Genomic DNA, 21,737 nt, shown 5'->3' on the forward strand with positions numbered 1-21,737 from the left:
TGCGTGTCTCCTAAGAAATATCACCAGCGCGAATTACACGTTCCTCGCCGTGGGCCAAGCGAATGCGCAACGCGCCGTCATGTTGGTCCAGCTCCACGAATGTGCCTGTCAGTCTTGAACCATCGGTGTCGTGGACAGTGATCGGGTCACCAGCCTTATGGATGGACCGTTGCATAAAGGCGCGCAAAATAGTCACAAACCCGTGTGTGCGCCACTCTGAAAGCCTCTCGCGTAAGCATGACGCGAGAATTTCAGCGAACTCTTCAATCGGCATTGCAGGTGCATAGTCGGAAACTGCAGCAGTCTTCCGGTCGGACAGTTGCGGCGCATGGGCGATATTCACACCAATGCCGATCACCACCCATGTGCCGACCATTTCAAGCAGAATGCCCGCCAGCTTGTCTCCATCGATAAGCACATCGTTGGGCCATTTGAACTCGGGCGCACATGCGCCACCCAACGCCTCCTCTGCTGCGTCGGCAACTGCCAATGCCGCAACGAAACTCAGGGTGGATGGGACGTGGCCACCCTGAGATATATCGACAACCGTAGAGCCTTTGAAATTGCCCGGATGGTCTTCCCAGTTACGCGACTGGCGCCCGCGCCCGGCTGATTGCCGACGGGCAACGATCCAATCACCTTCGACCGGCGCAGCCCCCGATTTCAACGCCGCAACGCAATCTGCGTTGGTCGAGCCCGTTTCCTCAACGACTGTGATCAAGGGATCAAAAATAGCGCCGAAGCCGCCTTGTCTGCCAGATCAGAAATCGATGGTGTCATCAAATAGCCCAACGGCGAGACGATCAGCACGGTTATGATCAGAACGGTCCAGTGCCCTGCCCCGCTCTTGCCAGTGACCAATTCGGCAGGCTCATCAAAGAACATCACTTTGACGAACTTGATGTAGTAGAACGCACCAATCACGCTGGCGGCGATGGCAATGGCTGCGAAGGCTACCAGACCCGCCTCTACTGTCGCCTGGAACACCACAAACTTGCTGTAGAAGCCAAGAAGCGGCGGAATGCCAGCAAGGCTGAACATCAGGATCAGCAGGCTCCATGCAATTGCAGGTTGTGTGACCGCTAGACCTTTGATGTCATCAAACGTTTCGAACAGATTGCCCTCACCATCGCGCAGCATCAGCAAAGCGACAAAGCTACCAAGGCTCATGGCCACATATATGAACAGGTAGATGAGCATAGCGCTTGCACCTGTCTGTGTGGCGACGGCCAATCCCAGCAGGATGAAGCCGACATTGTTGATCGAAGAATAGGCCAGCAGACGCTTGAGATTGCTCTGACCGATGGCGCCCAGTGCGCCGAACACGATTGAAGCCAATGCGGCGAACATCACGATCTGTTGCCACGCGGCCTCCTGCGCCCCGAAAACGTCGAACACCACTCGCGCGGTCAGAGCCACAGCGGCAACCTTGGGTGCGGTCGCGAAGAAAGCCGTGACGGGCGTTGGTGCGCCCTCGTACACGTCCGGTGTCCACATATGGAACGGCACAGCCGCGATCTTGAACGCGAGGCCTGCCATGACAAAGATCAGGCCGAACAGCGCACCGGTTGAAATTTCACCAGTTAGGCCAGCGCGGACGACATCGAAGTCGGTACCGCCGGTGAAGCCGTAAAGCAGGCTCATACCGTAGAGCAGGATGCCGGAGGCGAGTGCGCCAAGGACGAAGTACTTCAGACCAGCCTCTGCTGAGCGCGTGTCGCGCCGCAGGATCGAAGCGAGCACATAGGCTGCCAGACTGTTCAGTTCGAGCCCCAGATAGAGCGCCATAAAGTCGGTGGCCGACACCATGATGCTCATGCCAACTACGGCAAACAGCACCAGCACCGAATATTCGGCGCGCATGCCGCGCTCTTGCCCGGCGGCAGGCCCGTCGAAGAAGGCCGGCGCCACCACAAGACAGCCGATTGCGGCGAGATAGATCAGCGCCTTGGCATAGAGTGCGAAGCTATCAACCGTCAGCAATCCGCCAAAGGCCAGCGTTTGCGGACCATCAGTCCCGACATGCAGATTCGGAATGAGCGTAAGACCGGCGCCGAACAGAACAGCACACGCGAGCAATGTTACGGCGCGCGCAGACTTGTCGCCCGCCCATGCCGCCACGAGCAATAGAACAAGACCAGCCACCGTCAGGCTCAGCTCCGGAACGATCAGTTTAAAGGAAGCGGCGAAATCCATCAGTGAGCCTCCCCTTCCTTGGCTTCAAACTCGATTGCATTGGCGGCTTTCTCACGAGGCTCACCGGCCTCGAGTTGGCTGTCACTTTCGGGGGCAGCGGATGCGATCCGGGCATCCAACGCAGCGATGTCCGCGCGCATGGGGGCAAGGAAGCTCTCCGGATAAACACCCATCCACAGCACCACGGCTGCGATTGGCGTCATCATGATCCACTCGCGCGCGGAAATGTCGGACATGGCCGCAGCGTCTTCATTTTTCTGGTCGCCGAATGCGACACGGCGATAGAGATAGAGCATGTATGCCGCGCCAAGGATGATACCCGTGGTGGCGACTAGCGCGACTGTGGTCGATGTCTGGTAGATACCCGCCAACGACAGGAATTCGCCGACAAACCCGCTCGTGCCCGGCAGGCCGATGCTCGCCATAGTGAACAGCAGAAAGAACAGCGCGTAATAAGGCATATTGATGCTAAGACCGCCGTAACGGTCAATCTCGCGGGTATGCAAGCGGTCGTAAATCACGCCCACGCACAGGAACAACGCGCCCGAAACAAGGCCGTGCGACAGCATCACAATCATTGCGCCTTCAAGGCCTTGAACGTTGAATGCGAACAGACCAACCGTCACGATCGCCATGTGCGCGACCGATGAATAAGCTATCAGCTTCTTCATATCGTGCTGAACCAGAGCAACGAGCGAGGTGTAAATAACCGCAACCATCGACAGGCCAAACACCAGCCAAGCGAGGTCAGCAGAAGCTTCTGGGAACATCGGCAAACTGAAACGGATGAAACCGTATCCGCCGAGTTTCAGCAGAACGCCCGCCAGAATGACAGAACCCGCCGTTGGAGCCTGAACGTGCGCGTCAGGCAACCACGTGTGGAACGGCCACATCGGGACCTTCACCGCGAAGGAGGCAAAGAAGGCAAGGAAGAGCCATATCTGCGCGCCGGCCGGGAAGTCATATTGCATCAGCGTCGGAATGTCCGAGGTGCCTGCCTCGGCCACCATCCAGAACATCGCGATCAGCATCAGAACCGAGCCAAGCAGCGTGTAAAGGAAGAACTTATAACTCGCGTAGATCCGGTTATCGCCGCCCCATACGCCGATGATCAGATACATCGGGATCAGGCCAGCTTCGAAGAAGATGTAGAACAGGAAGATATCCTGCGCCGCGAAGGTGCCGATCATCAGCACTTCCATAAACAGGAAGGCGCTCATGTATTCGCCAACGCGCTTCGTGATTGCGGTCCAGCTGGAGAGAATACAGATTGGCATCAGGAAGACGCTGAGCATTATCAGCATCAGCGAAATGCCATCAATGCCGAGTGCATAACTGAAGCCGCGGAACAGCTCAGCCCGTTCAACAAACTGCCACTGCGCGCCGCCGATCTCGTAATTCGCCCACAGCAAGCAGCCGAGCACGAAAGTGACCAGTGTCGAAATCAAGGCGACCCAGCGCGAGGCTGCGGCACCGATAAACAGGCAAGCGAGCGCGCCGATCAGCGGCACCAGCATCATGACCGAAAGAATGGCGAAACCTTCCATTAGACCGCCCTCCCTACAACAGCACGTAGGTTACAGCGGCGATCAAGCCGAGAAGCATGATCAGCGCATAGGTGTAGAGATAGCCAGACTGGAACGTCTTGGCGGCCGCCGAACCACGTTCGACCACCCAGGCGATGCCGTTGGGGCCAAACCGGTCAATCGTACCGATATCGCCTAACTTCCAGAACTGGCGGCCGAGCCAGAAGGCCGGCTTAACGAAAATGCGATCATACAGCTCGTCGAAATACCATTTGTTGAACACAAACTTGTGCAACCATGGAACCGCAGCGACGAACTTGGCCGGAATATCGGGTTTGACGATGTAAGCGACATAAGCGCCAACGAAGCCAAGGATCATCACAACAAAGGCGGAATACTTCACCCAGTACGGAACAGCGTGCATCGCGTGGATTAGGTTCTCGTTGTAGAAGATGGACCCTGCCCAGAACGCGGCATCATCTAGGAAACTTGGCGCGAACACCTGGCCAGCGGCCACTGCGCCCACGGTCAGCAACCCAAGCGGGATGAGCATCGCCAACGGGCTTTCGTGCGGGTGATAGCCGCCGGTTGTGTCTTCGCCCGCTTCTTCGGGTGTTTTGTGGACCGTGTGTTGAATATGCTCGCTCTCGATCCAGCGCGGTTTGCCCCAGAATGTCAGGAACATCAGGCGCCAGCTGTAGAAGCTTGTGAGCAGCGCGGCAGTGACGCCGAGCCAGAAGGCCATCGTTGAAACCTCGGTACCGCGCGCAAAGGCCACCTCGAGGATCGCATCTTTGGACCAGAAGCCTGCAAAGCCAACGCCAAGGTGATAGACACCCAGACCGGTGATCGCGAGCGTGCCTGCCATCATGGCCCAGAAGGTCACTGGAATATGCTTACGCAGGCCACCGTAATAGCGCATGTCCTGCTCATGGTGCATCGAGTGAATGACCGAACCCGCACCAAGGAACAGCAACGCCTTGAAGAAAGCGTGCGTGAACAGGTGGAACATGGCGACGCCATATGCGCCAACGCCCGCAGCAAAGAACATGTAGCCCAGCTGCGAACAAGTCGAATAGGCGATGACCCGTTTGATGTCCCACTGGGTGGTGCCGATGGTCGCCGCGAAGAAACATGTCGCCGCACCTACTACCGCCACAATGGTCAACGCCGTCGGGGCGGTTTCAAACATCGGCGACAGGCGGCAAACCATAAACACGCCTGCAGTCACCATGGTTGCAGCATGGATCAGCGCCGAAACCGGTGTCGGACCTTCCATCGCGTCAGGCAGCCATGTGTGCAGGAACAGCTGCGCCGACTTACCCATCGCACCAATGAACAGCAGGATGCACAGGATATCCATTGTGTAGAAGCGCGTGCCGAGGAAACCGATGCTCGCACCCGACATCGCGGGCGCAGCTTCAAGGATCTCGGTGATCGAAGTGGTCTGGAACACCAGATAGGTGCCGAAAATGCCGAGCATAAAGCCAAGGTCGCCCACGCGGTTGACCACAAACGCCTTAATGGCGGCGGCACCGGCACTCGGTTTTTTGAACCAGAAGCCGATCAGCAGATACGAGGCAAGGCCCACCCCTTCCCATCCAAAGAACATCTGGACGAGGTTGTCCGCCGTCACCAGCATCAACATCGCGAAGGTGAACAGCGACAAGTAGGAGAAGAAGCGCGGCTGATCCGGGTCTTCCTCCATGTATCCCCATGAATACAGGTGAACGAGCGCCGAGACGCTGTTGATCACGACCAGCATGATCGCGGTCAGCGTGTCGACCCGAAGCGCCCAATCAAAGTTCAACGTGCCGGACTGCACCCATTTGAGCACAGGTACGACCTCAGCGGTCGCTGTGCCGTTCAAAAAGCCAAGGAAAATCGGCCAGCTAAGGCCAGCGGCGATGAACAACGCGCCCGTCGTGATCGACTTTGCCGCGACATTGCCGATCATCCGGTTGCCCAGCCCCGCCACGATGGACGCGAGCAATGGCAAGAAGACGATGATGAGGATTTGGGTCTGCACCGGAGCTTATCCCTTCATCCGGTTCACATCGTCGACGGCGATGGTTCCGCGTCCACGATAGTAGATGGTTAGAATGGCGAGGCCGATGGCAGCCTCCGCCGCAGCAACCGTAAGAACCAGCATCGCGAAGACCTGTCCCACAAGATTGTCCATCGCCGCGCTAAACGCGACGAGGTTGATATTCACAGCCAGCAAGATCAGCTCGACCGCCATCAGGATGACGATAATGTTCTTGCGGTTGAGGAAGATGCCCAGCACGCCCAGCACGAACAGGATCGCGCCGACGACAAGGAAATGCTCGATGCCAATGATGTCGTTCACAGCTCGACCCCCTGCCCAGTTTCCGGGTTTTTCATGACGGTTGCATCCTCGGGACGTCGCGCGATCTGCTTGCCGATATCCTGACGGCCGCGTGCGCCCGGCTTCGGTGCGCGGTGGGTCAGCACAATCGCGCCGATCATGGCCACCAGCAAGATGATGCCAGCCACTTCGAATAGGAAGATGTAGGGGCCGTAGAGCAAGCGACCGATAGCTTCGATGTTGCTCTCATCTGCGCCCTGCGCTGCGACTGTGTCTGCGGACGAGGCCAGCTCCAGCCCGCCAACGTTGTATGCGCCAATTCCAAGGAAAAGCTCAGCCAGAAGCACCGCCGCAATCGCGATCCCCAGCGGAAAATTCTTGATGAAACCGGCCCGCATCTCCGCGAAGTCGATATCGAGCATCATCACCACGAAAAGGAACAAGACCGCGACCGCACCGACATAGACAATCACCAGCAGCATCGCGATAAACTCCGCGCCTACCAGAACCATCAGACCCGCCGCGTTAAAGAACGCGAGGATCAGCCACAGCACGCTGTGTACGGGGTTCCGCGACATGATCACCATGACCGCGCTGGCCACAACAATCGTCGCGAAAATATAGAAAGCGATTGCTTGTAACATGATCCCTGTTTTCCGTCCCGCTGATCCCTAGCGATGGGCGCCCTTAACGATAGGGTGCGTCGGCTTCAAGATTGGCCGCGATGGCCCGTTCCCATTTGTCACCATTCGCGAGCAGCTTGGCTTTGTCGTAAAGCAGCTCTTCGCGCGTTTCGGTGGCGTATTCGAAGTTTGGTCCCTCAACGATTGCATCCACCGGGCACGCTTCCTGACAGAAGCCGCAATAGATGCATTTCGTCATGTCGATGTCATAGCGCGTGGTGCGGCGGCTGCCGTCATCGCGCGGTTCACTCTCGATCGTGATCGCCTGCGCCGGACACACCGCTTCGCACAGCTTACAAGCAATGCAGCGCTCTTCGCCATTGGGATAACGGCGCAGCGCATGCTCACCGCGAAATCGGGGCGACAGCGGGTTCTTCTCGAACGGATAGTTGATCGTCACCTTGGGCTTGAAGAGATAGCGCATGGTCTTCGCGTGGGCCTTCAAGAATTCCCACAGGGTGAACGATTTGAGGAGTTGGGTTGCGGAGGTCATGAGAAGTGTCCAATGGCCATCAGGTAGCCAGAGATTGCAGCGACAAAGAACAGGCTCATTGGCAGGAACACTTTCCAGCCAAGCCGCATCAGCTGGTCATAGCGATACCGCGGCACGGTCGCCCAGATCCAGCTGAAGAGGAAGAAGAAGAAGAACGTCTTGGTCAGGAACCAGATGATGCCCGGCACATAGTACAGCGGCGCCCATTCAACAGGGGGCAACCACCCGCCGAAGAACAGCAGCGTGCACAGTGAGCACATCAGCAGGATGTTGGCATATTCGCCAAGCCAGAACAGCGCGAAGGCCATGCTCGAATACTCGGTCTGATACCCGGCGACGAGCTCCGACTCTGCTTCGGTTAGATCAAACGGCGCGCGGGCCGTCTCTGCCAGCGCCGAGATGAAGAACACCACAAACATCGGGAACAGCAGCAGGTTGAAATAGAACCCGTTGACGAAGCCAAGGCCGTGACCCTTCTGAGCCATGACGATATCGGTCATGTTGAAGCTCTTGGTCCACAGAACCACGCAAACCAGAATAAAGCCGATCGAGACCTCATAAGAGATCATCTGCGCAGCAGCGCGCATCGCGGAGAAGAACGGGTACTTCGAGTTGGAGGCCCAACCCGACATCACCACGCCGTAAACACCCAGCGAGCTGATCGCGAGGATGTATAGCAGGCCAAGGTTGATGTCCGAGACCAGCACGCCCTCGTCAAACGGGATAACCGCCCACGCGGCGAGCGCGACCGTGAAGGTGATGATCGGCGCGAGGAGGAAGATACCTTTGTTCGCGGCGCTCGGGATGATGGTTTCCTGCAGGAACACCTTGAGGCCGTCCGCAAAGGACTGGAGTAGCCCAAACGGCCCCACCACGTTCGGACCGCGCCGCAACATGATCGCGCCCAGCACCTTACGGTCGACATAGATCACCATGGCGACCGAGAACATGACCAGCAGCGAGATCACGATGATCCCGACAAATGTCGCGATGGTCCATGCCCATTCATAGGACATGCCAAAGGATTGGAAGAACTCGGTCACGAGCGACGCTCCATATACATGTCGAGCCGGGTGAGCAGCGCTGCGGCGATCAGCAGCCAGCTACCGTAGAACACATTTTCGATGATCGGCCCGTTGAAGAGCACGGTTGCGCCGATTGCGTATACAAAAAACACGATGAGAAAGTGCGGCGTATAGCGTGCCACAAAGCGGGTGAACGGATCGCTCATTCTGCCGCCTCCTTAAGCTCGTCCGCATGGAGCAGTTCCGCCGAACATTGCTGCATCACGGCGCTTGCGCGGGCGATAGGGTTTGTGAGGTAGAAGTCTGCAATCGGATAGGCGTTGATTTCGCCTTCCGCCTTCGCCTTGCTGTCCGCTTTGGGAAGCGCGCCGTAATCGGCCAGGCCTTCTTCGCCCAGAGCCGGAACCGCTTGGATCATTGCTGTCTGCAATTCGTCGAAGCTGTCGAAGCCGACTTTCACCTTCAATGCATCGGCGAGAGCGCGCAGGATCGTCCAGTCTTCGCGTGCGTCACCAGGCGCGAACACGGCTTTTTCAGCGAACTGTACCCGACCTTCGGTGTTGACGTAGGTGCCGTCTTTCTCGGCATAGGACGCCGCAGGCAGAATCACATCGGCGGCATGTGCGCCAACATCGCCATGGTGGCCGATATAGACTTTGAGGCTGTCCGCGAACGTTTCGAAGTCCATTTCATCTGCACCAAGGCTCAGCACCACTTTGGGCTTAGCCGCTGCGAGGTCGGCCATGCCACCTTCAACGGTAAAGTCGAGCATCAGCGATCCCATGCGCGCTGCACTCATGTGCAAAACGTTGAAACCGTTCCAATCGTCACGAACCAAGTCGAACTTGTCGACAAGCTTCAGAGCGGGTGCCAGCGCACCTTTGGCCAGAGCCGCTCCGCCGAGGATCACCGCCGGACGCTCTGCGGCCTTCATCGCATCGCCCAAAGCCTTGGGCACGCGATTGAGTACCTTCAGGTCTTCGCCAAGGAATTCCGCCGGGTAGGTTGTTTCCCATTCGGGGCCGACCACAAACACCTTCGCGCCACTCTTGGCGGCTTTGCGCAGACGTGTATTCACCAACGCTGCTTCCCAGCGCACTTGGCCGCCCACAATCAGGATGCAGTCCGCCTTTTCGATCCCCGCCAGCGTCGAGTTGAAGTTCACCGCCGCGAGATTCGACACGTCATATGTCATGCCGGTCTGGCGCGCTTCTGTAAGGTCGCTTCCGCAAGCTTTCAGCAGCGTCTTGGCCGCGAACATCGTTTCGCAATCAACCATATCGCCCGCAACCGCGGCGATGCTCGATTTGCTCTTGCCTCTCAGCTTCTTCGCGATGGCATCAAAGGCCTCGCTCCAATCCGCAGCTTGCAGCTTGCCGCCTTTGCGGATGAAGACCTTGTCCAAGCGCCGCTTGCTCAGGCCATCGACTTGATATCGGCCTTTGTCCGACAGCCATTCTTCGTTGACCTCGTCGTTCACGCGCGGAAGCGCGCGCATGACTTCGCGGCCTTTGGAATGGAGCGAAATGTTCGCGCCGACCGCATCGCTAACATCAATACTCAGCGTGCGCTTCAATTCCCATGGTCGGGCCTCAAATGCGTAAGGACGCGAGGTGAGCGCACCGACCGGGCACAGATCAATCACATTCGCCGAAAGTTCGTGCGACGCCGCCTGCTCCAGATAGGTGGTGATCTGCATATCTTCGCCGCGATAGAGCGCGCCGATCTCGTCCACGCCCGCAATCTCCTCGGAGAAACGCACGCAGCGGGTGCAGTGGATGCAGCGGGTCATGATCGTCTTGATCAGCGGCCCCATGTACTTCTCGGTCACGGCGCGCTTGTTCTCGCGCTCGTAACGCGAGCCGCCACGGCCATAGGAGACCGCTTGGTCCTGCAAATCGCATTCGCCGCCCTGGTCGCAAATCGGGCAATCGAGAGGGTGGTTGATGAGCAAAAACTCCATCACCCCTTCACGCGCCTTCTTGACCATTGGCGTGTCGGTGCGGATTTCCTGACCGTCACCAGCGGGCAACGCACACGAAGCCTGAGGCTTCGGCGGTCCCGGCTTCACTTCGACCAGACACATGCGGCAATTGCCGGCAATGCTGAGACGCTCGTGATAACAGAAGCGCGGGATCTCTTTGCCCGCTGCCTCACACGCCTGAAGCACTGTGGCACCTGCGGGCACTTCGACCTCTTGTCCGTCTACGGTTACCTTAGGCATCGGTGTCGTCCTGTTTGTATGCGTTCAATGCCTTGAAAAGCTTACCCATGCTCATGCCTTCGACTTTGATTGAGCAGATTTCCGCGCCCTGTTTGAGCGCGCTAAGGAATGCGTCTTCGCCGGATGCGTCGCGGATCTTGGCGATCATGTCTGGCTGCTTGTCTTTGAGGCACGCGACAAAGGCCGCCTCCGGCTCTTGGTCGCTAACAACCGCGCCCTGCGCAGCCAAAACGCGAAACGCAGCGGTGGCGAGCATCGAGCGCAAAGCCAGTGGCGAGGCTTCGATTGGCGTGCCCTGCGAAGTGCAGATCTTTGTCACCGGCGCAATAGCTCCCAGTGCGGCTGTTTCCTCTTCCGAGTTGATCTCGGTTGCGAACAGATCGGCGGCGAGATTGGGCGCACCGCGTACGACGCAACTTGCAACTTCGTCGGTGTAAGAGAATGTTGCCGGAGCCTTGCCAATAGCTGCATAGGACAAGCGCTTGAGCAGCGGTTCCGCCGAAGTTTCTATCAGCCGCTCGGCAAGACCACCCGCGAAAGGCAGGCCGCCAAGCTCAATCTTGCGGTAGCTGCGCGGCATGGCATCAAAACAACGCTGGCTCACGCGCTTCTTCGCAAGCTTCTTCATCTTCTCGCCGTACGGACCAGAACGAAAATCGAGCACCAGCACTTCGCTGACTTCCTCGACATTCTCGTCTGCAATACACGCGGTCCATGCCTCCACAGCCTCACGCTGCTTCGCAACATTCTGCTCCATACGCGGACGTGGCTGCGCGTTAAGGGCCCCAGCCATCAAGCTGGCGATAACACCAAAAGCGATCAGGCGGTTCACTCTGCCGCCTCCGCAAATTGGGCGTTGTGTTCGTGGATGCGCTTTTCGAGTTCCGGGCGGAAGTGACGGATCAAGCCCTGAATGGGCCACGCCGCTGCATCGCCCAACGCACAGATCGTATGCCCTTCGACCTGCTTGGTCACTTCGTGCAGCATGTCGATTTCTTCAATCGCCGCATCGCCAGTACGCAGGCGCTCCATCACGCGCCACATCCAGCCTGTGCCCTCACGGCAAGGCGTGCACTGGCCACAGCTCTCGTGCTTGTAGAAATAGCTCAGACGGGAAATTGCGCGAACGATGTCGGTCGATTTGTCCATCACGATCACAGCAGCCGTGCCGAGGCCGGAGCCAAGGTCTTTGAGACCGTCAAAGTCCATCGGCGCGTCCATAATCTGCTCTGCGGGAACCAACGGAACCGAGGAACCGCCAGGGATCACAGCCAGCAAATTGTCCCAACCACCACGAATGCCGCCGCAATGCTTTTCGATCAGCTCGCGGAAGGGAATACTCATGGCTTCTTCGACAACGCAGGGTTGCTCAACATGGCCGCTGATCTGGAACAGTTTGGTGCCAGCGTTGTTTTCCCGCCCAAAGCTTGCAAACCACGATGCGCCGCGACGAAGGATCGTCGGTACAACCGCGATGGACTCGACGTTGTTGACCGTGGTCGGACAACCATACAATCCAGCACCTGCCGGGAATGGCGGCTTGAGGCGCGGTTGCCCCTTTTTGCCTTCAAGGCTTTCAATCATCGCGGTTTCCTCACCGCAGATGTAAGCGCCCGCACCGCGGTGCATGAACACATCGAAATCGTAGCCGGAACCGCTGGCGTTCTTGCCAATCAGGCCGGCGTCATATGCCTCGTCGATCGCCTTCTGGAGCGTCTCGGCTTCACGAATGTATTCACCGCGAATGTAAATGTAGGCGGCGCGCGCACGCATTGCGAAACCGGCGACCAGCGCACCTTCGATCAGCTTATGCGGATCGTGACGGATAATCTCGCGGTCTTTGCACGAACCCGGCTCGGACTCGTCAGCATTGATGACGAGGAAGCTCGGGCGACCATCCTTGCTTTCCTTCGGCATGAATGACCATTTTAGGCCGGTGGGGAAGCCTGCCCCGCCCCGCCCGCGCAGGCCCGAAGCCTTCATCTCTTCGATGATATTGTCCTGCCCACGCTCGATCAGCGCCTTGGTGTTGTCCCAATCGCCGCGCGCCTGCGCTTCCTTCAGGCCCCAATCCTGGAAGCCATAGACATTGGTGAAGATGCGGTCCTTATCAGCCAGCATCACTTTCATCCTTATCCTTGTCGGTCTTCGATACTGCCCGCAATTGGCGCAGCGTTAGCGCTTGAAAGATCAGGCCATTGGCCATCAGCACAATGCCGGTTGTTCGGCTGCCGTCAGCGGCAAGATAGGCTCCCGCCAGAAAGGACACGAGGCCTGCCATCATCAAGGCAATGGTTGCACCGTTCATCCGAGCAGCCCCGAAAGCGTGCCGGTTGAATAGAGGTAGCCAAGCGTCGCCAAGATAGCGACGATCACCACAACCCGCACAACGCCCATCAGCAATTTGTACGCGATAAAGGCGATGAATAGCGCCGCAATTATAGAGAGAATGCCGCTCACCACTCACCTCTATAGTCGTGATTGGCATCGACCATTTCTTTGAGGCTGGTGACGCCTTCCTTGGGTTCCGATGTATGGCGACCGGGCTCTTGCGTGCCGACTTTGGGTTGCTCACCCTTCGCCAGAGCATCGAGCACCGCATTGAGGCGATCTTCGGTCAGGTCTTCATAATTGTCGTCGTTGATCTGGACCATCGGCGCGGTGGCGCAGTTGCCCATACATTCAACTTCGGTGAGGGTCCAAAGGCCGTCTTCGGAGACCTTGCCGAACTCCATCCCGCGCTTTTTGCACGCGGAGATGATGTCATCCGATCCACGAAGCATGCACGGCGTCGTGCCGCAAACCTGCACGTGGTATTTCCCGACCGGCTTCATGTTGTACATGAAATAGAACGTCGCGACTTCGAGCACGCGGATGACCGGCACGTCGATATAGTCAGCGACATATTCAATCACCGGCAACGGGAGCCAGCCCTGCGTATCGGTTTCTTCGCCGACCTGACGCTGCGCGAGGTCGAGCAACGGCATGGTCGCGGATTTCGCGCGGCCTTCGGGGTATTTGGCGATGTGGTAGTCGGCCTTCTTCTTGTTCGCCGGGGTCCACATAAAGTCTCCCCAGCGCGCGCGAAGCTCAGGCGTATCGGGTGCGGGTGTACGGTCAGCCATTGCCGGTGTCCTTATCGCTAGGCGTTGTGATCACAATCGCAGCAGCCACAATGATTGCGAAAACCAGCGGCCAAAGCAGCCAACCAAGATCGACCAGATCAAGCGCATTGAGCGCATTGATTATGGCCAGGGGCACAAGGGCATAGATCGCAAGTTGGCGCTTACTCAACGGTCACACTCCCCAAACACAACGTCGATAGCGCCTAGGATAGCGGTTGCATCGGGCAGCATGTGGCCCTTGCTCATCATGTCCATTGCTTGAAGGTGGCTAAACGCGGTCGGGCGGATCTTGCAGCGGTACGGTTTGTTGGTGCCATCGCTGACGAGATAGACGCCGAACTCACCCTTGGGACTTTCGGTCGCGACATAAACCTCACCTTCCGGCACGTGGAAGCCTTCGGTGTACAGTTTGAAGTGGTGGATCAGGCTTTCCATCGACTGCTTCATCTCGCCGCGCTTCGGGGGCGAAACCTTGCCATGGGTGCTGGCAACAGGACCTTCGGGCATATCGCGCAGGCACTGTTTGATGATCTTCGCACTCTCGCGGATTTCAGCAACGCGGACCATGAAGCGGTCATAACAGTCGCTGTTTGTGCCGACCGGAATGTCGAATTCCATGCGGTCATAAACGTCATAAGGCTGCGATTTGCGCAGGTCCCACGGAATGCCCGCCGCGCGGATCATCGGGCCGCTAAAGCCCCATGCGACCGCATCGTCGCGGCTGACCACGGCGATATCGACATTGCGCTGTTTGAAGATGCGGTTGTCGATCACCAGGCTCATCGCGTCATCGAACAGCTGGAACAGACGGTTGTCGATCCAGTCGCCAATATCGACCAGCAGCTTTTCCGGCACATCCTGGTGGACACCACCCGGACGATACCATGCCGAGTGCATGCGCGCGCCAGACGCCCGCTCGAAGAAGTTCATGCAATCTTCGCGCAGATCCATCATCCACAGGTTCGGTGTAAATGCCCCCACATCAAGGACATGCGCGCCCATGTTGAGGAAGTGGTTGCAGATGCGGGTCAGCTCGGCAAACAGCACGCGCAGATATTGCGCACGCTCGGGCACTTCGAGATTGAGCAGCTTCTCGATGGCGAGCACGTATGAGTGCTCCATGCACAGCGGCGAACAGTAATCGAGCCGGTCAAAATACGGCAGCGCCTGCAGATAGGTCTTCTGCTCGATCAGCTTCTCAGTGCCGCGGTGAAGCAGACCGACATGCGGGTCGATGCGTTCAATGACCTCGCCATCCAGCTCCATGACCATGCGCAAAACGCCGTGCGCAGCGGGGTGCTGCGGGCCGAAGTTGATCGTGTAATTGCTGATGACATCGCCGTCATTGGTGGGCGATTCTTCCATCTGGACGCTCATTTGTCGTCCCCCTTCTCATCGGCCTTTTCATCGCCGGGCAGCACGTAGTCCGAACCCTCCCATGGCGACAAAAAGTCAAAAGTCCGCATGTCTTGCGCCAGCTCCACCGGCTCGTAAACCACGCGCTTTTCTTCCTCGGAGTAACGTAGCTCTGTATAGCCCGTCATCGGGAAATCTTTGCGGAACGGGTGCCCTTCAAAGCCATAATCGGTGAGGATGCGGCGAAGGTCAGGGTTGCCTGCGAATGTGACACCGTACATGTCAAACACTTCACGCTCGAGCCAACCAGCGTTAGGCCAAAGTGTTGTGACCGTCGGCACCGGTGTGCTCTCATCAGTCGAGCATTTGACCATGATCCGGTGGTTATTGGTCAGGCTCAGCAGCATGTACACGACTTCAAAACGCTCACCGCGCGCCGGATAGTCGGCGCCCGCAATTTCCATCAACTGCTGGTATTCATGCTCGTCACGAAGGATCTGCAGCACGCGAGCGATTTCCTCGCGTTTGACGGTGAAGATTACCTCACCATGCGCTTCGTGCGCGCCGTCAATCCAAACGCTGATCGTCTCGCCAATCGCGTCGATCACGCCTTCATTGGTGGCAAATTTCGGGGCGGAGTGGAGGACTGTCATTTCTTGACCTCTAGCGATGCCACGTATGTAAGCGCCTTTGTTCTCTGATCAGCGCTGGTGGGCTCAGACGCGCCCGGGCTACGGACGACCAAAGCAGCCGCAATCAAGCCAGGCTCGACTTCAACCATGCGAGCCAAGCTAAATTCGGTTTCGGGTCCGCGAGCGACTTGAAACGAACGCCGACCGTTTGATGCTCTTGTATCAAGCGAGATCAAATCGCTCTCAGCCTTTGCTTCTTTCAAGACCTGCTCAAAATTTGAGACGATCGGAAATTCCTTGTCACTGTCTACTCCAGTGGAGACAGCGAGAATGTACATCACGTTTTCGTCCGCACAGAGGCTGGACAATGAGCCAGAGCTGTGCACCCTTGTCGACGGCTTCGCGCATGGCATTTGCGCAGAGACTTGAGCGCCCTTAACAGTAACGCTCTTGCTGATCGTCTGCTGAAAATCGATGGCACTGCCCTCGTCGAACTCTTGCGCCAATGCAGACGTGGGGATACCCCCCATCAAGAGCAAAGCACAGCTCGCTGCAAACTGTGCAATTGGACGCTCGTTGGCTCGGTCTGGCATCATCGCTCAATCGTCCCCACGCGGCGGATTTTCCGCTGCAACTGCATCACGCCATAGAGCAAAGCTTCGGCAGTCGGCGGGCAACCGGGCACATAGATATCAACCGGAACGATGCGGTCGCATCCGCGCACAACGCTATAACTGTAGTGATAGTAGCCGCCGCCATTGGCGCACGATCCCATGCTGATCACGTATTTCGGATCAGACATCTGGTCGTAAACCTTGCGCAGCGCCGGAGCCATCTTGTTGCATAGCGTGCCTGCGACGATCATCAGGTCCGACTGACGCGGGGATGCGCGCGGGGCAGCGCCAAAGCGCTCCATGTCATAACGCGGCATGTTCACATGGATCATCTCGACCGCGCAGCACGCGAGGCCGAAAGTCATCCACCACAGCGAGCCGGTGCGCGCCCATTGGAAGACGTCCTCGGTCGAAGTAACAAGGAAACCCTTGTCATTCACCTCAGTCTGCAGCGCATCGAAGTAATCGGCGTCAGGCAGACGCACCTCGCCGCCTTGCGCGGTCGGCATCATCGCAGCGGCTTCGGCTGCGTTGATCGGCGCGGTGGGCGGCGTGATGATTGTGGAGTTATTCGAGGTGCTCATTCCCAGTCCAGAGCTCCCTTCTTCCATTCGTATGCGAGACCAACAGCGAGGATGAACAGGAAGGTCATCATGCCGATCCATCCGACCCACTGCGTCTCACCCAGGCTCACTGCCCAAGGAAACAGGAACGCAGCTTCGAGATCGAAGATGATGAAACTGATCGCGACGAGGTAGAAGCGCACGTCAAACTGGCTGCGCGCGTCTTCAAATGCGGGAAATCCGCACTCATATTCAGACAGCTTTTCAGCGTCCGGATTGTGCGCACCCGTCAGACGAGACACGCCCATCGGCAAAAACACGAAGAGCACTGAAAGGCCTAGCGCGACCAAGATGAATAACAGTATCGGCAGATACTGGCTGAGGTCTATCACAGCAATGTCCAAGCTTATTAATCCCTACCGCGCGCACTAGGCCCCTCGCCGCCACCGCGCAAGACCTCGAATCGGGCAAACCTGCGTATATTTGTTGCATAAAAGCGAACCCCGCCAATCGCGCTTGGCGAACGGCGAGGCTCAGAAAGAGATTGGTGCGCGCGATCGCGCTCCGCATCACTTCATCATATTGGCGGCGGCCTTCTCGGTCGCCTTGCCGTAGGGCGGCTTGAACCCACCCAGTTTGGCGATGTCGATCTTGGGCTGATGATACACGGCGCGCGCATGGCTGAATTCGCGGAAACCCTCGATCGCGTGATAGCTGCCGATGCCGGATGGTCCGACACCCCCAAATGGCAGGTCTTCCATCGACACGTGGAAAATCACATCGTTGGTCGTCACACCGCCGGAGATTGTACGGGTGAGCACGCGCTCCTGCTCGGCTTTGTCATCCCCAAAGTAATAGAGGCCAAGAGGACGATCGTGGTCGTTGACGTAATCGACCGCCTGATCGACTGACTTGTATGTCATAACCGGCAGCAGCGGGCCGAAGATCTCTTCCTGCATCACCTTCATATCGTCATTGACGTTCTTGATGATGTTGAGCGGCATTTTGCGCTGGTTTGCGTTGGAGAAGTCCTCGCCACCAGGATTGACCTCGATCACATCGGCGCCTTTATCTCGCGCGTCTTCCACCAGTCCCTGCAGCCGCTCGAAGTGGCGGTCCGAAACAATCGAGGCGTAATCGTCATTTTCGAGCAGCGTCGGATAGAGATTGCCGACACCGCTGGCGACACCGGCAACGGCCTCGTCTTGCTTATCCTCTGGCACAACCATGTAGTCGGGTGACAGACAGATCTGTCCGGCATTCATCATCTTGCCGAGCGCTATGCGCTCGCCCGCTTTCTCGTAATCGGCGCTGCGGCCCATGATAACGGGCGATTTGCCGCCCAGCTCAAGCGTGACCGGCACGAGGTTTTCTGCCGCCGCCTTCATCACGATCTTGCCGGTCGGGGTCGAACCGGTGAAGACCAGGTGATCGAATGGGAGCGAAGAGAACGCCGCCGCAACTTCGGGGCCGCCCGTCATCACGGCGACCTCGTCCTGCGCAAAGTACTCACTGACATACTCAGCCATCAGTTCGCTGGTGCGCTCGGTGAATTCGCTCGGTTTGATCATCGCGCGGTTACCGGCCGCAAGCACCTGCATCAGCGGTGAGAAAGCCAAATTCACAGGGAAGTTCCACGGCGAAAGGATGCCGATCACGCCCTTGGGCTCATAACGAACCTCTGCCTTGGCACCCAGCAGACCGAGCGGAAACTGCACCGGGCGTTTTTCAGTCTTCGCCCATTTGTCCATGTGCTTCAGCGCATGTTTGCCCGCACCGACCGTGCCCGCGATATCGGTGAGCATTGACTGCTCCATCGCGCGATTGCCGAAGTCCGCGCTCATCGCCTTGCAAAGCTCTTCGCCCTTGTCCTTCAGCAGAGCCATCGCCCGCCTGATCCGGTCTTTGCGGATTGCCATTCCCTCGGGACGCGACGCAGTGAAGGCATCACGCTGGAGTTTCAGGATTGCTTCTTGCTCGGCGCGGCGGTCGTCGGCCATGTGTCTCTCTCCCAAACACTGGTTTTGAATTGCCACTCTTCTTGCGCAATCGTGCGAGCCTGACAAGCGAATACGAATAGGCCCTTCGTCTCATTGCCATTGCCGCAGCGCAGCATTACATCACCCGCAACATTCAATCGTTCGAACAAAGGAACGCTTTTCATGGCCCAGTTTTCTGCCGCAGACCCGATCGTTATCCTCTCTTATGCCCGCACTCCCATGGGCGGTATGCAGGGGGCATTGTCCGATGTTTCGGCCACCGATCTTGGCGCGACTGCTGTGAAAGCGGCGGTTGAGCGCTCGGGTATTAGCGGCGACGATTTCGACCGCACTTACATGGGCTGCGTGCTTCCTGCTGGGCTCGGTCAAGCTCCTGCCCGTCAGGCGACAATCAAAGCTGGTCTGCCCAAATCGGTTCAGGCAACCACGATCAACAAAGTGTGCGGCAGCGGTATGCAGACCGTCATAATGGGCGCCGAAGCCCTCGCCAGCGGCACCGTTGATATGGTCATCGCAGGCGGCATGGAGAGCATGACCAACGCGCCTTATCTGCTCAAGAAGCACCGCTCGGGCGCGCGCATCGGACATGACACGGCCTATGACCACATGTTCCTCGACGGCCTCGAAGATGCTTACGAAGAAGGCCGAGCGATGGGTACATTCGCGCAAGACACTGCGGACGAATACCAGCTGACTCGCGAAGATCAGGACAACTACTCAATTGAGTCGCTGCGCCGCGCCAACGCTGCCATTGAAAACGGCGCGTTTGCTGGTGAGGTTGTTCCGGTCACCTTTGCCACCCGGAAGGGCGAAGTGACCGTCGATACCGATGAGCAGCCCGGTCGTGGTCGCCCGGATAAGATCCCTGCCCTTCGTCCTGCGTTTGCCAAGGACGGCACCATCACCGCTGCGACCTCAAGCTCGATCTCGGACGGAGCCGCTGCGGTTGTCTTGACACGCGAAAGCATCGCCAAGGAAAAAGGCGTAGAGCCGGTCGCTAAGATCGTCGCCATGGCCGCTCATGCTCGCGAACCAAAGGACTTCACCGTCGCACCGGTCGGCGCCATCGAGAAGGTGCTCGCCAATGCGGGCTGGTCGGTCGACGACGTCGACCTCTGGGAAGTGAATGAGGCGTTTGCCTGCGTTTCGATGTTCGCCATGCGCGACATCGGGATCGACCATGCGAAGATCAACGTAAATGGCGGCGCGACAGCTCTCGGCCACCCCATCGGCGCATCGGGCACCCGCATCGTCGTAACGCTGCTAAATGCGCTAAAGTCGCAAGGCAAAACACGCGGTGTCGCGAGCCTGTGTATTGGTGGTGGTGAAGCTACCGCCGTGGCGGTCGAACTGGTCTAAATCTCTATCAGGGCTCGCCCGCGCCCCAGAGGCGTGCGGCGAGTACCCAACCGCTCTTGCCATCGATATCGATTTCACACCAATCGTTGCGGCAACGTAGCAATTTGCCGACCACTCCCGGCTGTGCGCGCCACCGAAGTGTGGACCCAGCTGACGCATCTTCGCGCAACTCAACCTCGCCCTTGCCAGTCACCATCGCCCCGCGGGCTTCGGTCAGCTGGCTGCGTGAAACCCAACCTTGCGTGCCCTCATGGTCCTGAACCAGTCGCCATTCTTCGCGCAGTCGCACGACTTTCACGGGAAGGCCCTTGCGTTGGTACACCCAGTCGATCGGGTATTCGCGACTGGGGCCAACGCGCATGTTGACCTTATCGAATTTAAGCGAGGCCCAATACGGCGTCTCACGATCCTGCGCGCGCACCGGTTCAGCCACGGGTTGAACAAACACCGCAGCAATCAGCAGGGCAATCACACCAAGGATCGATGGAAGACGTAATGCGCTCATGTCTTTGGAAATAAACAGGCTCTGCGATTCCCTGCAAGCGATGAAACAACCGCCCTTGACCGCCCTGCCCCCAACCCCGTAGCGAACGGCCATGGCTGACAGCGCTAACGTTCCTCAATTCGCCTCGGGCAAGCCCCGTATCGCGGTCACCCGCCACCTTATGCCAAGCGTGGAAGAACGGATGAGCGAGCTGTTCGATTGCGCGCTTAACACGGCGGACACGCCGATGGATCGCGAAGCGTTGATCGCAGCGATGCAGAATTGCGATGTGCTTGTACCTACGGTCACAGACCGCATCGATGCCGATATGATTGCAGCGGCAGGAGACGACTTGCGTCTGATCGCCAATTTCGGCGCGGGTACCGAGCATATCGACCTCGCGGCAGCGGCTAAGCGCAAGATCATGGTTACAAACACACCGGGCGTTTTTACGGACGACACCGCCGATATCGCCATGGCCGGCATTATCGGCGTGCCCCGCCGTATCCGCGAAGGAACCGGGTTAGTACGGCGCGGGGAATGGACCGGATGGGCGCCTTCGGGCCTGCTTGGTCGCAAGATCGGCGGAAAGGTGCTCGGGATCGTCGGCATGGGCCGCATTGGTCAGGCCGTGGCCCACCGCGCTCGGGCGTTCGGATTGGAAATTGCCTATTACAACCGCAAGCAACTGCCCGCCTCGGTCGAGAGCATGTTTGGTGCGCGGTTTGTACCAGAGGCTGACGACCTGATAGCTCAGGCTGACATTCTGACGCTGCACTGCCCGCTGACCGACGAGACACGGGGCATGATCGATGCACGCCGAATTGCGACGATGAAACCGGGCTCAAGCATCATCAACACCGCACGTGGTGAGTTGATCGACCAAGAGGCACTGATCGCTGCTTTGTATGATGGGCACCTGGCTGGAGCGGGATTGGACGTCTATCCCGACGAGCCAAATGTCGACGAGCGCTTGCTCAAACACCCCAACGTTATGACCCTGCCCCATATTGGCAGCGCCACAGTTGAAGGCCGCGAGGCTTCAGGCGAAAAGGTGATCGCCAATATCCAGTTTTGGGTGAACGGGCACCGCCCCCCGATCAGGTTCTGACGGCTTTGGTTTGAGGA

At 58.1% G+C, this 21,737-nt stretch carries 25 protein-coding genes and 1 pseudogene; 2 read left to right on the forward strand and 24 right to left on the reverse strand.

Going from position 1 to position 21,737, the window contains the following annotated elements:
* Positions 1-10: 10 nt before the first annotated feature.
* From AC0V6K_RS14545 to AC0V6K_RS14655, 23 genes and pseudogenes are all read right to left on the reverse strand, one after another.
* Positions 11-721 (reverse strand): biotin--[acetyl-CoA-carboxylase] ligase, encoded by a 711-nt coding sequence (locus AC0V6K_RS14545; protein ID WP_472623475.1) that lies wholly within the window; start codon positions 719-721, stop codon positions 11-13.
* On the reverse strand, positions 718-2,196 hold the full coding sequence (gene nuoN / locus AC0V6K_RS14550) for an NADH-quinone oxidoreductase subunit NuoN (protein ID WP_472623477.1): 1,479 nt from the start codon (positions 2,194-2,196) through the stop codon (positions 718-720). The genes AC0V6K_RS14545 and nuoN overlap by 4 nt, the downstream gene beginning before the upstream one ends.
* Entirely contained in the window at positions 2,196-3,743 is a 1,548-nt protein-coding gene (locus AC0V6K_RS14555; RefSeq protein ID WP_472623479.1) for an NADH-quinone oxidoreductase subunit M, read from the reverse strand. Before AC0V6K_RS14555 ends, nuoN begins: the two co-directional genes overlap by 1 nt.
* A gap of 13 nt (positions 3,744-3,756) precedes the next feature.
* Positions 3,757-5,751: an NADH-quinone oxidoreductase subunit L gene (gene nuoL / locus AC0V6K_RS14560; RefSeq protein WP_472623481.1), complete on the reverse strand. Its 1,995-nt coding sequence runs from the start codon at positions 5,749-5,751 to the stop codon at positions 3,757-3,759.
* Positions 5,752-5,757: 6 nt separating this feature from the next.
* A complete protein-coding gene (gene nuoK / locus AC0V6K_RS14565) occupies positions 5,758-6,063 on the reverse strand; it encodes an NADH-quinone oxidoreductase subunit NuoK (RefSeq protein ID WP_472626165.1) in 306 nt (101 codons plus the stop codon).
* A gap of 5 nt (positions 6,064-6,068) precedes the next feature.
* Complete coding sequence (locus tag AC0V6K_RS14570) at positions 6,069-6,695, reverse strand: NADH-quinone oxidoreductase subunit J (protein ID WP_472623483.1); 627 nt, start codon at positions 6,693-6,695, stop codon at positions 6,069-6,071.
* A 43-nt stretch (positions 6,696-6,738) separates the two neighbouring features.
* Positions 6,739-7,227, reverse strand: a complete 489-nt coding sequence (nuoI, locus tag AC0V6K_RS14575) for an NADH-quinone oxidoreductase subunit NuoI (RefSeq protein ID WP_472623485.1) — start codon at positions 7,225-7,227, stop codon at positions 6,739-6,741.
* Entirely contained in the window at positions 7,224-8,270 is a 1,047-nt protein-coding gene (gene nuoH / locus AC0V6K_RS14580; RefSeq protein WP_472623487.1) for an NADH-quinone oxidoreductase subunit NuoH, read from the reverse strand. The genes nuoI and nuoH overlap by 4 nt, the downstream gene beginning before the upstream one ends.
* Positions 8,267-8,458, reverse strand: coding sequence for a hypothetical protein (locus AC0V6K_RS14585; RefSeq protein ID WP_472623489.1), 192 nt, complete (start codon positions 8,456-8,458; stop codon positions 8,267-8,269). The genes nuoH and AC0V6K_RS14585 overlap by 4 nt, the downstream gene beginning before the upstream one ends.
* Positions 8,455-10,476, reverse strand: coding sequence for an NADH-quinone oxidoreductase subunit NuoG (gene nuoG, locus AC0V6K_RS14590; protein WP_472623491.1), 2,022 nt, complete (start codon positions 10,474-10,476; stop codon positions 8,455-8,457). The genes AC0V6K_RS14585 and nuoG overlap by 4 nt, the downstream gene beginning before the upstream one ends.
* The gene (locus tag AC0V6K_RS14595) at positions 10,469-11,308 is read right to left on the reverse strand and encodes a hypothetical protein (protein ID WP_486172682.1); all 840 of its coding nucleotides are present in this window, start codon (positions 11,306-11,308) and stop codon (positions 10,469-10,471) included. The genes nuoG and AC0V6K_RS14595 overlap by 8 nt, the downstream gene beginning before the upstream one ends.
* Complete coding sequence (gene nuoF, locus AC0V6K_RS14600) at positions 11,305-12,597, reverse strand: NADH-quinone oxidoreductase subunit NuoF (RefSeq protein WP_472623495.1); 1,293 nt, start codon at positions 12,595-12,597, stop codon at positions 11,305-11,307. The genes AC0V6K_RS14595 and nuoF overlap by 4 nt, the downstream gene beginning before the upstream one ends.
* Positions 12,587-12,784 carry a hypothetical protein gene (locus AC0V6K_RS14605; RefSeq protein ID WP_472623497.1) on the reverse strand — a complete coding sequence of 66 codons (198 nt, stop codon included), beginning with the start codon at positions 12,782-12,784 and terminating at the stop codon, positions 12,587-12,589. Before AC0V6K_RS14605 ends, nuoF begins: the two co-directional genes overlap by 11 nt.
* Entirely contained in the window at positions 12,781-12,936 is a 156-nt protein-coding gene (locus AC0V6K_RS14610; protein ID WP_472623499.1) for a hypothetical protein, read from the reverse strand. Before AC0V6K_RS14610 ends, AC0V6K_RS14605 begins: the two co-directional genes overlap by 4 nt.
* On the reverse strand, positions 12,933-13,601 hold the full coding sequence (locus AC0V6K_RS14615; protein ID WP_472623501.1) for a complex I 24 kDa subunit family protein: 669 nt from the start codon (positions 13,599-13,601) through the stop codon (positions 12,933-12,935). The genes AC0V6K_RS14610 and AC0V6K_RS14615 overlap by 4 nt, the downstream gene beginning before the upstream one ends.
* On the reverse strand, positions 13,594-13,770 hold the full coding sequence (locus tag AC0V6K_RS14620) for a hypothetical protein (protein ID WP_472623503.1): 177 nt from the start codon (positions 13,768-13,770) through the stop codon (positions 13,594-13,596). The genes AC0V6K_RS14615 and AC0V6K_RS14620 overlap by 8 nt, the downstream gene beginning before the upstream one ends.
* Positions 13,767-14,978 carry an NADH-quinone oxidoreductase subunit D gene (locus AC0V6K_RS14625; RefSeq protein ID WP_472623505.1) on the reverse strand — a complete coding sequence of 404 codons (1,212 nt, stop codon included), beginning with the start codon at positions 14,976-14,978 and terminating at the stop codon, positions 13,767-13,769. Before AC0V6K_RS14625 ends, AC0V6K_RS14620 begins: the two co-directional genes overlap by 4 nt.
* 17 nt (positions 14,979-14,995) lie before the next feature.
* Positions 14,996-15,610, reverse strand: a pseudogene (locus AC0V6K_RS14630) (NADH-quinone oxidoreductase subunit C); the annotation flags it as partial.
* On the reverse strand, positions 15,607-16,119 hold the full coding sequence (locus AC0V6K_RS14635; protein ID WP_472623507.1) for a hypothetical protein: 513 nt from the start codon (positions 16,117-16,119) through the stop codon (positions 15,607-15,609). The pseudogene AC0V6K_RS14630 and the gene AC0V6K_RS14635, both read right to left, overlap by 4 nt.
* A 62-nt stretch (positions 16,120-16,181) precedes the next feature.
* On the reverse strand, positions 16,182-16,715 hold the full coding sequence (locus AC0V6K_RS14640) for a NuoB/complex I 20 kDa subunit family protein (RefSeq protein WP_472626167.1): 534 nt from the start codon (positions 16,713-16,715) through the stop codon (positions 16,182-16,184).
* Positions 16,716-16,783: 68 nt separating this feature from the next.
* Positions 16,784-17,158 carry an NADH-quinone oxidoreductase subunit A gene (locus AC0V6K_RS14645; RefSeq protein WP_472626169.1) on the reverse strand — a complete coding sequence of 125 codons (375 nt, stop codon included), beginning with the start codon at positions 17,156-17,158 and terminating at the stop codon, positions 16,784-16,786.
* 177 nt (positions 17,159-17,335) lie between these two features.
* Positions 17,336-18,766 carry a coniferyl aldehyde dehydrogenase gene (locus tag AC0V6K_RS14650; RefSeq protein ID WP_472623509.1) on the reverse strand — a complete coding sequence of 477 codons (1,431 nt, stop codon included), beginning with the start codon at positions 18,764-18,766 and terminating at the stop codon, positions 17,336-17,338.
* Positions 18,727-18,930 (reverse strand): hypothetical protein, encoded by a 204-nt coding sequence (locus AC0V6K_RS14655; RefSeq protein ID WP_472623511.1) that lies wholly within the window; start codon positions 18,928-18,930, stop codon positions 18,727-18,729. Before AC0V6K_RS14655 ends, AC0V6K_RS14650 begins: the two co-directional genes overlap by 40 nt.
* On the opposite strand from AC0V6K_RS14655, the gene AC0V6K_RS14660 reads away from it, so the two are divergent.
* Complete coding sequence (locus AC0V6K_RS14660; RefSeq protein ID WP_472623513.1) at positions 18,929-20,125, forward strand: thiolase family protein; 1,197 nt, start codon at positions 18,929-18,931, stop codon at positions 20,123-20,125. The two genes, AC0V6K_RS14655 and AC0V6K_RS14660, sit on opposite strands and share 2 nt — an antisense overlap.
* A 7-nt stretch (positions 20,126-20,132) precedes the next feature.
* On the opposite strand, the gene AC0V6K_RS14665 is transcribed toward AC0V6K_RS14660, so the two are convergent.
* Entirely contained in the window at positions 20,133-20,630 is a 498-nt protein-coding gene (locus AC0V6K_RS14665) for an SH3 domain-containing protein (protein ID WP_472623515.1), read from the reverse strand.
* 91 nt (positions 20,631-20,721) lie between these two features.
* Here AC0V6K_RS14665 and AC0V6K_RS14670 point away from each other — a divergent pair, with 91 nt between their 5' ends.
* Entirely contained in the window at positions 20,722-21,720 is a 999-nt protein-coding gene (locus tag AC0V6K_RS14670; protein ID WP_472623517.1) for a 2-hydroxyacid dehydrogenase, read from the forward strand.
* Positions 21,721-21,737: the final 17 nt, after the last annotated feature.

Source organism: Erythrobacter sp. S43, from assembly GCF_057364955.1.